This window comes from Paenibacillus sp. (assembly GCF_048976745.1).
In the GTDB taxonomy this organism is placed as follows: domain Bacteria; phylum Bacillota; class Bacilli; order Paenibacillales; family Paenibacillaceae; genus Paenibacillus.
In genome coordinates this window covers 127,754-143,019 of sequence record NZ_JBHGUU010000018.1, presented here as the reverse complement: position 1 = coordinate 143,019, position 15,266 = coordinate 127,754, and the positions used below count along the sequence as shown (strand labels likewise).

Below are 15,266 nucleotides of genomic sequence, written 5' to 3'. Positions count from 1 at the left end.
AAATGTGACCATACACCCTACCCGCCAGTCTAATTCATATAAAAACCAGCCAAGTGCTGAGCTCATCCCTCCAATACGAAAGGAGCTGTTATCCATGGATTCAACCGATCTCGTTAACCAGGCCATCCAAGGAGATCGTGAAGCCTTTATCCGGCTTATTCGAGACATTGAAAACGCGTTGTACAATACGGCAAAATCCATGCTGAGAAAAGAGGAGGACGTGGCCGATGCCATTCAGGAGACAATCCTGAACGCCTATAAATCGGTGCACACGCTCCGGGAACCCCGGTATTTCAAAACCTGGCTGTTTCGGATCCTCATCAATGAATGCAACACAATGCTGTCCCGCCGCTCTCTCTCCACCGCTTATGCAGATGTACCTTCAGTAAAGCGGGAGCATTCTAATCCCTACGATGAGGTCGATATGCGAGAAGCGGTAGACCGTCTGGAGGAATCGAAACGAATTGTAGTCGTTTTGCATTATTTTGAGGACCTGTCCCTGCGTCAAGTCGCCGATGCGCTGAATATTTCCGAAAGTGCAGTGAAAATGAGACTTACTCGGGCAAGGCAGGAGTTATATCAGAAATTCAAAAATTTTCGGGAGGTAAACTTACATGTCAAACCCGTTTAATATCGATCAGGAATTAAAGAACCAAGCGAAGGAGCGTCCCCTGATGTCCGAACTCGTTCGTAACCGGATTGATGCCACACTGGATTCTCTGCCGGCGTCACCCAACACATTGAAAAACGAACAGACTTTGCACTCCAGTCGCCGGAACAAGCGATGGCACAAGGCTGCAGTTGCGACGATCGCAGCCGGAATATTAGGCGTGACCGTATTTGCATCCGGCTTTGTATCACCAGCCATGGCTGCCTCCTTGCGCAACATCCCGCTCGTGGGTAGCCTCTTCAGCTCAATAGAAGCCGATATGGGTCTGCGAACGGCAGGCAACGAAGGCTTGACTACCCCTGTTAACAGCAAGGTTGCTTACCAGGATGTGAAGCTGGAAGTACTTGAAGCGGTATATGATGGTACTCGTGCTGCGTTTCTGGTTCATTTCACTGCGCCTAATCTGAATCAAGGCGAGTATGACAATGGCAAGGACATCGTGAAACTGAGCAGCGGTATTGAGAATGTCTTTTTCAAAGTCGACGGGGCCCTTCCGGATAGCGGACTGTTCTACAGTTCGGTAGGAGAAACGCAGCCCAATACACTGCTCTTTGAGCAGGTCATTTCCTCCGATCAGGAATCGGCACATTGGCCGGATCAGTTCGACGCCAAAGTTCAATTGACGTTGCAGGGCATTGATCATGAGTTCGAGCTGACGGTTCCTTTTGCCAAATCAACAGAAAACATTCATCATGTTCTACCTAACACAGCCATGGCCAACGTTCTGTATACGGCCGCTGTTACGGAAGCGGAGGTCACCCCTGTCACTACTCGCCTAACTACTGTTATCAGTTTGAATGATAAGAGTACTCTTACGACAAAAGAGGAGGAACAGCTGCGTCACATCGGATTTGCCGTCTATGATGATCAGGGGCGACAGCTAACTGCTCTCAGCGGCGAAGGCATATACGAGGGTAACCAACTAAGATCGGAACGCATATATGCCACAACTGCCAAGGATGTAAAATATCTGATAGTGAAACCTTTTGAGATCAAGGATGATTTTACGGAAGAGGTTAAAGACACACAATTTATCACGGGAATGGAAATGAAGATTCAGCTTTAATTGCCTGATCTCATTTCCTTATGAAGGAGCCATTCCATGTCCATCCAATATTCAATCTCATCTCCCATCGTACTTGGTCCATTATATGTTCTGGTCCTGCTCGCCCTGATGCTCCATGCCAGGGTGAGCAAAACCAGGTATACGGTCAGACAGTATGTGTCGATACTCACATTTGCCATATATATGTTGGGCGTTATGCACTTTGTATTTTTTCCTATCGACGTGAACATCGGAATCTATGCCAATCAGACCCCATGGTATCAAAGCATTCAATGGATTCCGCTTCTGACCGCGGATGCACCAAGCTTTCTCCTCAACATTGTGCTGTTTATGCCAATGGGGTTCATGCTTCCTTTCATAAAACCTTGGATTCATTCGATACGAACAGCAGCATTAGCAGGATTGACTGTAAGTTTCCTCATCGAAATAACACAGTTGCTGCTCCGAGTAACCTTAGGCAACGGTCGCAGCACCGATCTGAATGATTTAATAGCCAATACAACAGGAAGTGTACTTGGTTTTGTCATCCTGAATATGTTCACAAAAAGTTCCATCGGACAGCGCCTGATGGCTCTGTGGAAGTCACCACGGGGAGTATCATCCAAAGATATGTAGTAAAATGAATATTAACAAGCATACCCCTGAAGGCAAAACATGGTCCATACACCAAGATGAAAAAAGCCGTCTGCTATGGTACAATGAAAGAATTGTGTATTCAGAGACAGACATGTGGATAAAGGTCATGAACGCAGGATTTCTGATGCGCTTTTATCCATTCAGCATGCTGCCATTTTAGGGAGGCTTATGGAACAACCATGCTCATTATTGGTATCGCCGGAGGAACCGGCTCCGGTAAAACGACGGTAGCTCGTTCCGTCATAGACCGTCTGGGATCAGGAAAAGTCACGTTTATATCCCAAGACAATTATTACAAAGACCAGTCGCATCTCACACCTGAGCAACGCCGACTCACCAATTACGATCACCCATTTGCATTCGATAATGATCTGTTGATTGAGCATCTCACCTTGTTGAAAAAAGGCCAAGCGGCGTATGCTCCCGTATATGACTTCACCATAGATAACCGTGCTGTAGGCGAGACGGTTGAACTGGCACCGAACCATATTGTCATTGTAGAAGGATTGCATGTGCTGATTGACGAACACCTTCGCAGTTTAATGGACATCAAAGTATTCGTTGATACCGATTCCGATGTGCGGATTCTGCGCAGAGTACTGCGGGACATTGAGGAACGCGGACGCACGATCCAATCCGTGTACAAACAATATCTCGAAACGGTAAAACCGATGCACGATGCGTTTATCGAGCCATCCAAAAAGTATGCCGATATCATTATTCCAGAGGGCGGACATAATGAAGTAGGTATTCAGATGTTATCCATCCTCACCGAGAAATACCTCACCGGGGAAAATTGGAACGGCGCTTAATTTGTTGCAATGCAACAAAACAAAAAATCCAGGTTACGATACAGCGTAATCTGGATTTTTTGTTGTTTTGTCATTTATAATAATCCCCAATAGTTGAAAGGAGATCCCCCTATGGCTACTTTTGAAGAGTTCATACAACATGACATCCGGGTTGGTACCGTGGTGGAAGCCGAACCCTTCCCCAAGGCTCGCATACCCGCTATTAAAATGACGATCGACTTTGGACCACTTGGCCTGAAACGTTCCAGTGCTCAGATTACCCAACGATACACGCCTGACATGATCATTGGCAAACAGGTCATTGCTGTAGTTAATTTTCCACCCCGGCGGATTGCCGGTTTTATGTCTGAAGTACTCGTGCTGGGCGGCGTGCCTGGTGAAGGTGATGTTGTCTTGCTTACACCGGATAGCCCATTACCTAATGGAACACCGATAGCCTGAATTTATTTGGAGTAAGAAAAATATGGGCTTTTCAAATGTTTGGAAATCGAGTATTCTTGATTTATTGATTATTGATCAAGGAACTACATATGTTAGAGACCTTAAAGCATAAGGCTATGAATCTGCGGATTCGTGGCCTTTTTTTGTGTTTTTTTTGAGAGAAAGTAGGTCTAGAGAATTAGTAATAGTGGTGTGAAGAGGAGGAGATATATTGAAAAATCATACCAACAGCCTAGTTATACATGGTAGAATATTGATTATTATTACAAATTTAGTATCTAGCAACCTAACCCGTACATACCAAAGACCAAAAACTACAATGGAGAGGAGTAAGATTCATGAAAAAAATAATGATTTCCGGCGCAACAGCATTGGCTTTATTAACAGGGGGGATCGTAGGTTTTGGAGGCGTTGGGAGTTCTGTAGAAGCCGCACAAGCTACAACTACGTTCAAAGATGTTCCGGTTACACACTGGGCGTCCTCAGCGATTAATCTGGCCGTGGAACAAGGTTATTTCAAGGGGTATGCCGATGGGACATTTAAGCCAAGTTCACCCGTTACCAAAGCTGAAATGGCAAGTATCCTGGGACGTTTATCCGACCAGCCTAATGCATCGACACAAGAACCAAACAATTTTACGGACATACCCGAGTGGGCAAAAAGCGGTGTCTCTTCTGCGATTGCCAAAGGCTTTATCAGCCCTTCTAATTACAAGGGAAAATTGGATGCACAAGGCGCTCTTCAACGAGGCGAGATGGCGACTTGGCTGACGCAAGGGCTAACCGTGGTTGATCCTGAGTACAAGCAAGCACTCTCTGATGTGACCAACACCGTTGTGCCTGCAAAGGAATATTTCACAGGTAAACTTGCAAGTGCTCAAAAAAATGCAGTCGCCGTTGCTCTAGGAACAGGACTGATGAGTGTAGCAAACGATAAAACATTTGGCGTCGATCGTACAACCACTCGGGCGGAAGTTGCTGTGTTAATTGCCCGTTATGCAGCTGTCGCCAAGACAAATCCTGCTGATTTTCAGGGCCTGAATGAGCTGCGAGCAGTGGGTTTGACGGGTACGAATTTGAGTGTTATTGCGCCTAAGTATCAGAAAGCAGGACCAGAAAAATTTTCTGAATCGTATGATTACAGCAAAGTAACTGGCGATTTTGCGAAAGTCCGTAATCAAGAATTAGTTACAGTAACGAATTATGCAGATCTAAAGGTCAAGAACTGGATCATCGTCAATCCATATGTAAAAGAAACTGAGAGAAGTATCTATTATCCTGTTTTCGTTGATGAAAAAGATAGATTACTCAGAGGCGCTTATTATTCTTTTACAGAGTTTGATATTAATATTAAAAACTCTATGAACCAACTGCAAGCTGGGAGTCTTATCAATTCCCCAAGTATTAATGCCTTGACTTCTCCAAGCACCAAAGCTTTTAACGAGTATGGACTTAAACATATAAATGACTTACTCGGACCCAAAGGCGTGTTTATCGAAAAAAAACCTGTCTATTGGGCTCACGGTCTCTTACACTTTGACAAGTCACTAAATCCTGGAGTACGCCTAACGCTCAAAGATGGAACCATCTATACTGTAGTTCCAAATTAAACTATGAAAAGGGTGTTCCAATGTGCGTTTCGATAAATTATTAAAGAAGTTATTAATAGGATATATAACATTATGCTTATTGTCCCCAACCCCTTCAGTAGTTTTTGCTGGAGGGGGGCCTGGAACAAAGCCTGTTTTAGAAGCCTCTCATATGGTACCTTCATCACCTGCAAAGTCACAGAAAAAAGTAATACCCGTTGAGGGTAGTGGAATGTCTAATATCGGTGTTTATGTTTACCAGCTCGATAATTTAAGATGGAGTGTAGATGGAGAATGCAACGGCCAAACATTAAGTAATAACCCCGATACCAACAAACCAAACTCATCATTAGTTTGCGTAAACCTTCCACTAGATGCACCAAGCTACAAACCCTCTGAGTACTTTGATCGTTCAGGTCAGAGATATTCTAGAAGTGAATTAACTTCCATCTCGTTAAAGCCTATGTATATGGATAACACGCAGTATTACTTACCAGGCAAACCAATCTTGGTTAGTGTGGAATCATTTGACGGTGATACGGTAAAATTCACAACTCAAATCGGAGGTGCTATTGAACCAATAGCTCACAGACCCTATAATCCACCTAAATACTCTGCCGACTATATATTTAATACCGATATATATTGGCGGGCCGTAGCTGAAATAACCAAAGAGATTAACCTCTCCGCTGGCGGGCAACTTAGCTTAAACCAGTCAAAACAATTGAATGCAACGGTCAAAACCAAAAATGGAGATGGAAACTTTGGAGCAGAGACCAATGTAAACACCGGCAGCGGTGGTACAACGACATGGGAATCATCCAATCCTGGTGTCGCTACCGTTAGTAATTCCGGATTAGTTCAAGCCGTCAGCAGAGGAACAACAACCATCACCGTATTGTGGGAAAAAGACGATTTCACCTTAACTACCACAACCAACATTGGGGTAGAAGAAAATCCGGGTACTGGTGAGGGCGAAGGTAATGGAGACGGTGGTGGAGGTTGCACACCAACGATTGGACCACCTTCTGCTGGTACCATCATGAGCATGAATGATCTCGATCCAAATGCCAACGGTGTTATTAAGTCAGATAACAGAGATAATGAGACATTCAATGTATTAAAAGGAATACCTACTTCCGAGTCACTCTACACAAACGCCTTTGCTGACAACTATTTATTTAAACAAGCTTGGGCAAAAATGAGCGGTAAAGTTACATACAACTGTAATGTCACCATCTCGTACGACAGAGAATGGACCGTACCTGGACCAGAAATATGTGATGATGATGGTTGTACACCAGGACCACTTGTACCCGCGAACGACACGGTACCCAAGCCATACACCTTCCAGATTACAAGAGACTACTCCTATTGGAAAATTAACAATCTGGAAGTATACAAGATCGCTAAAGCAACCATGAATAATTACGCTTTACCCGGAGAGACCGTCACGATGAATCCAACAGGATACACACCACCAACACTGGAGTCTAAACATGATGAATCCGTGGAAAGCCATGTACGACCAGGGCAAACCACTTCAATCTCATATACTCCACCCAAATTAACAGGAGGCTTGAACTCTCCACCCAGTGTCCCTGATGATACATCACGATTAAAAGGGATGGCTGAAACCAACACACCTCAAAGCAAAGTGAGTAATGATTCCGTGAAGTTCAACAACACAACCATTATGAATGATGCGGAAGTAACCAAGGATGGCCCAACACCATCCAACATTCCTAATCCAACGACGATTGGTCGCGATGTGTTGTACAAACCGGGCAACATGATCAGTAATACACTGGTGAATAAAGCCAACACAACGAGTTCGGGTGAGATCTATTATGATCTGCTACCGGGCAACGTAAATGGCGGCACCAATAAAATATTATCGATTAACGGCATCAACACCGTCACCGTACACACTCCTGTCGTCAACTACGCCTGGGTATCGGATGATCAGCCGCATAATCAGAAAACCATACCGGACCCAACCAGCGCTGCACTCATTCTGGAACGTCCGTTCATTGTGCGAATCCCCACTTCGGGACAGCACTTGGACGCAGCGAGTTATCCGGGTTATGGGAGTCGAGACTATGCCAAATATTTTCGAATCAAACAGGTGCAATTTCCGTTTGATGTCTACAATGCAGACCGGAGTCAGTATATTCCCGCCAAGACATGGGTCGATATTCCGGTCAATCAACTGGATACCACATTCTATCTCCCTGTATGGTTAGACGAAGGCAAATATCACATTGTCTTCCGCAATATTGCAGAGAATGCACCTGCAAACTTCACCGAGCAACAGGATGCCAACACCAATTTGGCACATCATGTCGCAGCAGACACGGTACCGGTGGACGTCATCGGAAGGTTATATGATTTTCACGTCACGGATATCTCTGATTACAACTGGGAAAATGTATTTCGCAAGCGATCGGGTAGCCCCGACCCTACGGGCCTTAGCTACTGGACAGGGATGAATAGCATTGATGGTGATCCGAGAGGCAACCTGGCTCCATTTGTATTGCCCATTCGACCAGGAAGCCATCCGGTGCAGGGATTTGCTAACGCAACTGTGAAGACAGGGTACCATTTCAAGTTCGATCTGAAGACCAAAGGCAATATGTTTGGCAAACAGGATGGTATTCGAATAACACCCACTTTTGCTTTTGTAAGCAAAGACGGCTCCTCCCGGCAAGAAGTGGATCTGTACTATCATCGGGGTCAGGAACGCCTGATTCGAATCGGATCGGCTCAGGATCTGGAGAAACGCTTTGTTGTTCTGAACTCGCGGCTTCGAAATGTCCCCGGCACGGAGTTAGGCGATACAGCGCGTTATCAGTATACTTATGAACTGTCAGCGGAAGAACGCAACCAGCGTACGTTGGCGGAACATATGGTTCAACTGGTCGATCAGACTTCCCATCAAAAAACATGGGTCGGTCGTTATGACTGGATGATCCTTTCTGCTCCGATTCGGACACTCATTGGGCCCAAAACGGACATTCCTTCCGGAGTCAACGTGGACCGGGCCAATGCAGCCATCCAGCGCTGGTACGGGGAGTACAGCTTGCCTGCCGATGTATATGCCGTACCAAAAGGTACGGATCTGGAACCCATCGCCCGACAAAATCAGCTGGATGAGAATTCAGATATTTTTCTAAAAAACGGTTATATTGTGGTCAACTTCAATATGGAGAGTCTGCGGAATGGAAATACGAATGCCCCCCATCTGCAATATATTCATGCACCACTGATGAATCAATGGCAGATGGAAGGTTTCTACAAAATGCCAACAGACAACCAAGGCAGAACCTGGCCGCTGAAGGATGGCGATATTGTCTTTTACCATGCTGATCAGTCCAGCAGAAACGATTTTCAATCCCAAGTACCACACTAGTTTGAATCTCTCATATCAATACAACCGAATAAGCAGATGTAGCCAACTACATGTGGACAGAATGTACTTAATAACGTAAGTGAACTAAACGACATACGATGAAGCATCACAAGCTATTGCTGTATCACGTCCCGACTACACACAACATACCTGTTATACAACAAAAGGGGTACCCCTAAAGTCATCTATGGACTTCCGGGGTACCCCTTTTTGTGTCATTCTCTTGGTGTAACCTGACTTAGACTTATAACGAATCAGCGCACCAGGTTATCCCGACAGACTTTCTTGAAAAATCTCCGCCTGCTCTCGTTCCTGTTTCTGCCTCTGCCCCTGCATCCTATATCTCATTTCTCTCACAGACAATACGGAGGACATTAGGCTACGAGTATAGGGATGATTCGCTGAGCTGGTCAGCCGCGAACTTTCCACAACCTCAACGACTTCACCTTGGTACATCACAGCAATTCGATCACTGACTTGTTGCACCACTGCAAGATCATGCGATATGAAAATAGATGAGATACCTGTTTCTTTTCTCAACTCCACCAACAGATCCAGGATCTGCTGTTGAATGGAAACATCCAGAGCAGAAGTGGCTTCATCGAACAGGATAATGTCCGGCTCCACTCCAATCGCGCGAGCAATGACGGCTCGCTGCTGCTCCCCTCCACTAAGTTCATGCGGATATTTATCCGCCGTAGCGGCAGACAACCCCACCCGTTCCAACAGCCTGAGCACTTCCTGCTCCGCTTTCTGGCCCTTCATTATTTTATAATTAATGAGTGGCTCCCGGATAAAAGCTCCAATCTTCATTCGCGGATTAAAGATAGCCGAAGGCTCTTGAAAGACCATCTGAATTTGTTTTCGTTGTTGGCGTAGCAACTTCCCATTCAATCGGGTAATATCCTGCTGACGATATTGAATCTGTCCTGAATTCACTCGCTCCAAATGGGTTATACATCTCGCCAGGGTGCTCTTTCCGCTACCACTCTCCCCGACAATCCCCAGACATTCCCCGGGATACAGTTCCAAATGAACAGCTTTCAATGCATCCACTGCCCTATGTCCCTTTAACTCATAGGTTTTGCACAGATTTTTCAGTTCCAGAATCGGTAACCGCTCAAGAGCCATGAACATTCCCCTCCAATTCAGGTACAGCACTCAGCAGCTTGCGAGTGTATTCATGCTGAGGATCGGATATGACGCGGAAAGTATCTCCCATCTCGACCAATGTCCCCTCCTGCATCACACCAATTCGATCTGCCATATGAGCTGCAACAGCAATGTTGTGCGTTACGATAATCATGCCTGTCCCTTGACGGGATCGAAGCTCGCTCAGTCGGTTCATCACTTCATTCTGTGTCGTCACATCCAGCGAACTCGTCGGCTCATCCGCCAGCAGAAGCTCTGGTTCCATCGTAACCGCCATGGCAATCGCTGTTCGCTGTTTCATGCCTCCACTGAGCTGCGAAGGGTAGGAACGCATAATTCGTTCGGGATCATGCAATCCCATGTCTGAGAGCATATTCACAGCCATGGCTTGAGCAGTTTTTCTGGACACGGTGAAATGAGTTCGAATCGCTTCAATATATTGACTGCCGATACTGCGAATCGGATTAAGATAGGAACCGCTATCCTGAAACACCATGGCAATCCGCTTCCCGCGCACGCCACCCCAATCTGACCATGACTCACGGAACAACACTTTTTCCTGAAAAGAAATCTCTCCCCCGGTGTACCGACCACCTTCTGGTAACAACCCAAGCAAAGCCCGAATCAAGGTTGATTTCCCGCTGCCACTTTCACCTACAATCCCGATAATCTCCCTCTTATTCATGGAGAAGGATAAGTCCCGCAGACCCAGAGAATCACCCTTGTAAGTTACGGATAGATGATTAACATTCAACAAGGGATTCATTACTGCCCAACCTTGATATTACGATCCAGCAGATAGAAGTCGATCGGATACATCGTTGCACCTTGCACGTTACTTTTACTCACAATATTAATCGGGGTATAGGTCAAAAACATATAGGCTGCATCGTCCAGAATCATCTGCTGGGCCTCTGCTGCAAGGGCATATCTTTTCTCCACGTCAAACTCGGAGTGAAGACGATTGATGACCGCATCCAGCTTCGGATTGCTATATCCACCGACATTCCATTCCGCACCCGTCATGAAGTAGAAATCCAGAATATACTGCGGGTCACCGGTGATGCCCGTATTAATACTGGTTAAAGCGAGGTCGTAATTCCCGCTCTTCTGGTGATCGGTCAGATCCTCATAAGAGGTCATCTCCACTTGAACGCCAATTTCTTTAAGCTGGGACTGCATTGCAGCAGCCACAATCGAATCAGACTCGTAAGCGGAGTTGAGAATCAGCTGTAGCGATAACTTCTTGCCGTCCTTTTCACGAATGCCATCGCCATCTGTATCCTTGAAGCCAGCCCCATCCAGCAACTGTTGGGCTTTCTCCGGTTCGTAATCATACCCTGTGATTTTGTCATATCCGAAAGGCAGAGCCGATGTGAATGGTCCTTTAGCCGCCTGACCGCCCACCAGCGTATTGGCATACATCTCCCGGTCAATCCCATAAGAGATCGCTCGGCGAACCTCCGGATCACTCAGCAGTGGATTGGTTGTGTTAAACCAAACGAACTGGGTACGCAGACTGGGAATTTCATCAATGGTGTATTGACCCTTGTCCTGGAATAACGCCAAACTGCTGCGACCCACGTTACTGGCTACATCAATCTCTCCGGATTGCAAAGCAAGTGCACGTGTACTGTCATCCTTGATGTATTTTAACGTCAATGTGTCGACATCTGCCGCGCCGCCCCAATACCCGTCATACTTTTTCACCTGGATCTCCTGATCCGGCGTATAACCTGTCACCATAAATGGCCCGGTAGCAATGGGCTGGCTCTTGAATTTCGATGTATCAGCACTCGTATCCACAATGATGAATAGCGGCTCAGCGATATTGCCAAGCAGGGACGCATAAGGTTCTGTCGTTTTAATCGTCAGATCTTGTCCTTCAGCAGTCATTGAAGCCACGGGTACTGTTGCTTGTCCTCTTTCATTTAACTCAATGGAACGTTCAATTGATTTTTTCACTGCATCTGCGGTTACCTTGTTTCCGTTATGGAAAGTTACACCCTCCCGAATATGAAAATGCCAAGTCGTGTCATCAACACGTTCCCAAGTGTCTGCAATTTTAGGGACCAGCTTCATATTCTCATCAAACTGAATCAGTGTCTCACCAATCGCTGCACGCGTTAGCGTCCAGCCGTTCCATTCTTCTGCCGGGTCCAGGTTGCTGCCAAGCCAGAACAGGGCCACATTCAGATGTGTTGGTGCACTTGTAGTATCCTTGTCCGTAACCGCCGACTTCTCCGTTGCACTCGATGAGGTTGATGGATTATTGGCGGTGCCACAAGCTGCAAGCAAGAACACAACGAACATGGATACGATGGTAAGCAGGATTGATTTTTGAACATTGCTCTTCATTCCAGTTCCTCCAGTTAAGCTGTATTTTTCTTGGGATCAAGTACATCTCGCAGACTGTCTCCCAGTAAATTAAAAATAATGACGGTGCTAAATATCGCCAATCCCGGGTATATCAACAGCCATGGCGCAGTCTGCAGATATCTTCTGCCTTCATTTAACATGGCCCCCCACTCGGGGTTTGGTGGCTGCGCGCCGAGCCCGAGAAAGGACAAGCCCGAGATGGACAGCATCATGCCACCCACATCCATCATCGCCATGACGATGAGTGGAGACATCATATTGGGCAGGATCGTCCTGCCAATGATCTGTATCTTACGTGCTCCGCTGAAAGCAGCGGCAGCGACATATTCCTTTTGCTGAAGTGAAATCACCAGGCTTCTCGCCATCCGTGCATACTTCGCCCACCAGACGACCGACAGTGCCAGCACCGTATTGAACAATCCCGGACCAAGCATCCCCACTACAGCGATCGCAAAAATCAGGCCCGGAAATGCCATTAGGGTATCAGACAGGCGCATGAGCACCATATCCGTCACTCCCCGAGCAAAACCGGCGATGACCCCAATCGCTACACCCAGTACGAACACAATGCCAATCATCATAAAGGTGAGCAGCAGTGATGTTCGTGCACCGTACAGAAGGCGAGATAATACACAGCGGCCCAGCTGATCGGTTCCAAGGGGATACTCCATGCTGGATGGCTGCAATACTTTGGCAAAGTTCGTGGCAAGTGGATCGTGTGGTGCAAGCAGCGGTGCAACCATGGCAAGAATAATCCAGAAGGCGGTCAGAGACAGCAGGAATGTGAACCCGCGATTCTGCAGTAATACAAGTCTGAATGCTCTCATCTATACATCCACATCCAGTCGGATTCGGGGATCACGAAGATGAGTCCATATATCAACCAGCAGATTCAGGGTGACATATATGATCGCCATCCAGATGACATATCCTTGAATCAGCGGATAATCCCTTGTGAAAATCGCATCTACAGCCATCTGTCCAACGCCCGGCCACACAAATAAACTTTCCACAATCGCTGCGCCACCTAACAAAGCACCTGTTGTCATACCCATAAGGGTAACGATCGGCAGCAGGGCATTGGGGAGAATATGACGCAAAATAATGATCGACTCCTTCACACCTCTGGATCTTGCTCCGACCACATAGTTCTGGCTTGTCTCCTCCAACAGGACCACACGAATCTGTCTGCTGTACTGGGCAACAAGTGGAATCGCGAGTGTACATGCAGGCAGAATCAGGCTGTACCATCCGGAATTGCCCATCACCGGCAGCAGCTTCAGCTGTACACCGAAGACCAACATGAGCAACATACCCAACCAGAAGCTGGGCATTGATAATCCGGCAAATGAGAACAGACGAATGACGTGATCAAGCCATGTGTTACGATAGACAGCCGACAGCATCCCCAATGGAAAGGAAACCAGTATAACCAGGAACATGGCGCTTCCTGTTAGCCAAAGCGTTGCCGGGAGCCGTGCCATCAGCACGTCCAGTACTGGGCGATTGTATTTATATGATGTGCCGAAGTCTCCGGTCACCACCTGTCCCAGCCATGTCCCGTATCGGTATAGAAAGGGCTCATCCAATCCAAGTTCCGACCTCACCTGCCTGACCAGCTCATCGGATGGCGTCACCCCCGTGGACATAAGCATAAGTCTGGCTGGATCTCCCGGAGACAGGTAGGTTAGCAGGAACGTCAGGAACGTGATGCCGAACAACACAACGACCAGTTGTAATAATCGTTTAACGATATATCTGCTCAAGTGTTCAAACGTCCTTCCCCAAAACTGTATGTATGTGTCATGATGTTCTTCGTCCATAACAAAAAAAGCGTCCCTCTCCGTGTTACTGGATGAGGACGCCTTAAATAAACAGATTTTCAGAAAAAATCATGCTCTCTAAACACCTTCCTATCTCCCGTAGGGTACTACTGTGTTTGTTAAACCTGGCAGGTCTCCTGGCTCCAGAATCATCGTCACTTGCAGCTCCTTCCCGGCTTAAACCAGTGGATTATCGCTACCTGACTCCTCTGTTACAGTGGCGGGACCGCGCCGGTATTACACCGGACTTCCCTATTAAGCTTTCACCCTGACGGGCGAAGCACCAAGTTCCACATATTCAATTGAACTTACTTCAATTCATATCACTTCTGTATCAGTATAGCGGGACGACAGATAATGATCAAAACTTTTCTTTTCAAATTGCAATCATCAATACATCTAATCTCGCATTCGCGAACCCTTTGGTGACACACCCGTTACCCGTTTGAACATCTTGGAAAATAAAAGCGGATCCGTGTAACCTACGGAATGGGCTACTTCGCTCACGGAAAGAGCGGGATTACGAAGCAGCTCTGCAGCCCGGTTCATGCGATATTCCAGAAAAAAGGATTGCAGTGACTTGCCATATCGCTCCTTGAACAGTCCAGACAGATACGTTCGATCCAGTCCCACAGCCCGGGCAATGTCCAGAATGGATGTCCGCTGGCTGTACCGAGTCTCCATGAACTGAACCGCCTGTCGAATGTACGCCTCCTTGCCAGACAGGAGCTGGCTCTCTTCTTCCAGATCAGGCGAGGATGAGATCAATTCAGCGATTAAACGGTACAGCAGGCTTTGATAGAGTACATCGCCTCCCGGACGCAAGCGCGTTGTAGCCTGTACCATATCGTCATATAAGTGGGCCATCCTGTCTGGATCATGGGCATTAAATACCGGGTGTTCTGCGCTTAGTTGTGCACGCTGCAGAAAAGCCTTTGCCTGAACACCTTTGAAACCAAACCACGAATAGGTCCAGGGTTCCTGCGAATCAGCTTCATAATGAATAACCGTGTCCGGTAAAATTACAAATCCTTGCCCCTGAGTCAAGTGATATTCCCGACCTTCCATATACACGGTGCCCCAGCCTTCATGAATGTAATGCACAATGTAGGAATCCCGTACACCAGGCCCCCAATAATGAGCAGGATCACATGCCTCCCAGCCAAAGAATAACAGGACCAGCTCCATCTGCGTCCATCCAACAGGAACAACGTTCATCTCCACTTTTCGGCTCATCCTCTGCCTCCCTCCGTACCATCCACCGTTTGCTCTCTCACATGTTTTCT

Annotated in this window: 13 protein-coding genes and 1 riboswitch; of the genes, 7 read left to right on the top strand and 6 right to left on the bottom strand. The window is 46.8% G+C overall.

The window, feature by feature from the left end; translation table 11 throughout:
- Nucleotides 1-94: 94 nt before the first annotated feature.
- From ACE3K2_RS23025 to ACE3K2_RS22995, 7 genes are all read left to right on the top strand, one after another.
- Nucleotides 95-631, top strand: a complete 537-nt coding sequence (locus tag ACE3K2_RS23025; protein ID WP_421895509.1) for a sigma-70 family RNA polymerase sigma factor — start codon at nt 95-97, stop codon at nt 629-631.
- Entirely contained in the window at nt 615-1,736 is a 1,122-nt protein-coding gene (locus ACE3K2_RS23020; protein ID WP_421895506.1) for a DUF4179 domain-containing protein, read from the top strand. The genes ACE3K2_RS23025 and ACE3K2_RS23020 overlap by 17 nt, the downstream gene beginning before the upstream one ends.
- A 36-nt stretch (nt 1,737-1,772) precedes the next feature.
- Nucleotides 1,773-2,351 carry a VanZ family protein gene (locus ACE3K2_RS23015; RefSeq protein ID WP_421895503.1) on the top strand — a complete coding sequence of 193 codons (579 nt, stop codon included), beginning with the start codon at nt 1,773-1,775 and terminating at the stop codon, nt 2,349-2,351.
- 200 nt (nt 2,352-2,551) lie between these two features.
- Complete coding sequence (gene udk, locus ACE3K2_RS23010; RefSeq protein ID WP_421895500.1) at nt 2,552-3,184, top strand: uridine kinase; 633 nt, start codon at nt 2,552-2,554, stop codon at nt 3,182-3,184.
- 111 nt (nt 3,185-3,295) lie between these two features.
- Nucleotides 3,296-3,625 carry a chaperone CsaA gene (gene csaA / locus ACE3K2_RS23005; protein ID WP_421895497.1) on the top strand — a complete coding sequence of 110 codons (330 nt, stop codon included), beginning with the start codon at nt 3,296-3,298 and terminating at the stop codon, nt 3,623-3,625.
- A 338-nt stretch (nt 3,626-3,963) separates the two neighbouring features.
- Nucleotides 3,964-5,235, top strand: a complete 1,272-nt coding sequence (locus tag ACE3K2_RS23000) for an S-layer homology domain-containing protein (RefSeq protein ID WP_421895494.1) — start codon at nt 3,964-3,966, stop codon at nt 5,233-5,235.
- Between the two features lie 448 nt (nt 5,236-5,683).
- Nucleotides 5,684-8,626 carry a DUF5704 domain-containing protein gene (locus ACE3K2_RS22995; protein WP_421895491.1) on the top strand — a complete coding sequence of 981 codons (2,943 nt, stop codon included), beginning with the start codon at nt 5,684-5,686 and terminating at the stop codon, nt 8,624-8,626.
- Nucleotides 8,627-8,893: 267 nt separating this feature from the next.
- Here ACE3K2_RS22995 and ACE3K2_RS22990 read toward each other — a convergent pair whose 3' ends face one another.
- The 6 genes from ACE3K2_RS22990 to ACE3K2_RS22965 form a co-directional block, all read right to left on the bottom strand.
- Nucleotides 8,894-9,757, bottom strand: a complete 864-nt coding sequence (locus tag ACE3K2_RS22990) for an ABC transporter ATP-binding protein (protein WP_421895488.1) — start codon at nt 9,755-9,757, stop codon at nt 8,894-8,896.
- On the bottom strand, nt 9,747-10,544 hold the full coding sequence (locus tag ACE3K2_RS22985) for an ABC transporter ATP-binding protein (RefSeq protein ID WP_421895485.1): 798 nt from the start codon (nt 10,542-10,544) through the stop codon (nt 9,747-9,749). The genes ACE3K2_RS22990 and ACE3K2_RS22985 overlap by 11 nt, the downstream gene beginning before the upstream one ends.
- Nucleotides 10,544-12,136 carry an ABC transporter substrate-binding protein gene (locus tag ACE3K2_RS22980; protein ID WP_421895483.1) on the bottom strand — a complete coding sequence of 531 codons (1,593 nt, stop codon included), beginning with the start codon at nt 12,134-12,136 and terminating at the stop codon, nt 10,544-10,546. Before ACE3K2_RS22980 ends, ACE3K2_RS22985 begins: the two co-directional genes overlap by 1 nt.
- Before the next feature lie 14 nt (nt 12,137-12,150).
- Nucleotides 12,151-12,984, bottom strand: a complete 834-nt coding sequence (gene nikC, locus ACE3K2_RS22975) for a nickel transporter permease (protein WP_421895480.1) — start codon at nt 12,982-12,984, stop codon at nt 12,151-12,153.
- Complete coding sequence (gene nikB, locus ACE3K2_RS22970) at nt 12,985-13,923, bottom strand: nickel ABC transporter permease (protein ID WP_421895477.1); 939 nt, start codon at nt 13,921-13,923, stop codon at nt 12,985-12,987.
- 167 nt (nt 13,924-14,090) lie between these two features.
- Nucleotides 14,091-14,283: riboswitch (cobalamin riboswitch) on the bottom strand.
- Nucleotides 14,284-14,379: 96 nt separating this feature from the next.
- Nucleotides 14,380-15,216, bottom strand: a complete 837-nt coding sequence (locus ACE3K2_RS22965) for an AraC family transcriptional regulator (protein WP_421895474.1) — start codon at nt 15,214-15,216, stop codon at nt 14,380-14,382.
- Nucleotides 15,217-15,266 lie beyond the last annotated feature (50 nt).

What these genes read in the sequence shown, in the direction of transcription:
- ACE3K2_RS23015 (WP_421895503.1), top strand. Translation starts at nt 1,773, where the DNA reads ATGTCCATCCAATATTCAATCTCATCTCCCATCGTACTTGGTCCATTA.
- csaA (WP_421895497.1), top strand. Translation starts at nt 3,296, where the DNA reads ATGGCTACTTTTGAAGAGTTCATACAACATGACATCCGGGTTGGTACC.
- ACE3K2_RS22990 (WP_421895488.1), bottom strand. Translation starts at nt 9,757, where the DNA reads ATGGCTCTTGAGCGGTTACCGATTCTGGAACTGAAAAATCTGTGCAAA.
- udk (WP_421895500.1), top strand. Translation starts at nt 2,552, where the DNA reads ATGCTCATTATTGGTATCGCCGGAGGAACCGGCTCCGGTAAAACGACG.
- ACE3K2_RS22985 (WP_421895485.1), bottom strand. Translation starts at nt 10,544, where the DNA reads ATGAATCCCTTGTTGAATGTTAATCATCTATCCGTAACTTACAAGGGT.
- ACE3K2_RS23025 (WP_421895509.1), top strand. Translation starts at nt 95, where the DNA reads ATGGATTCAACCGATCTCGTTAACCAGGCCATCCAAGGAGATCGTGAA.
- nikC (WP_421895480.1), bottom strand. Translation starts at nt 12,984, where the DNA reads ATGAGAGCATTCAGACTTGTATTACTGCAGAATCGCGGGTTCACATTC.
- ACE3K2_RS23020 (WP_421895506.1), top strand. Translation starts at nt 615, where the DNA reads ATGTCAAACCCGTTTAATATCGATCAGGAATTAAAGAACCAAGCGAAG.
- ACE3K2_RS22965 (WP_421895474.1), bottom strand. Translation starts at nt 15,216, where the DNA reads ATGAGCCGAAAAGTGGAGATGAACGTTGTTCCTGTTGGATGGACGCAG.
- ACE3K2_RS22995 (WP_421895491.1), top strand. Translation starts at nt 5,684, where the DNA reads ATGGATAACACGCAGTATTACTTACCAGGCAAACCAATCTTGGTTAGT.
- ACE3K2_RS23000 (WP_421895494.1), top strand. Translation starts at nt 3,964, where the DNA reads ATGAAAAAAATAATGATTTCCGGCGCAACAGCATTGGCTTTATTAACA.
- ACE3K2_RS22980 (WP_421895483.1), bottom strand. Translation starts at nt 12,136, where the DNA reads ATGAAGAGCAATGTTCAAAAATCAATCCTGCTTACCATCGTATCCATG.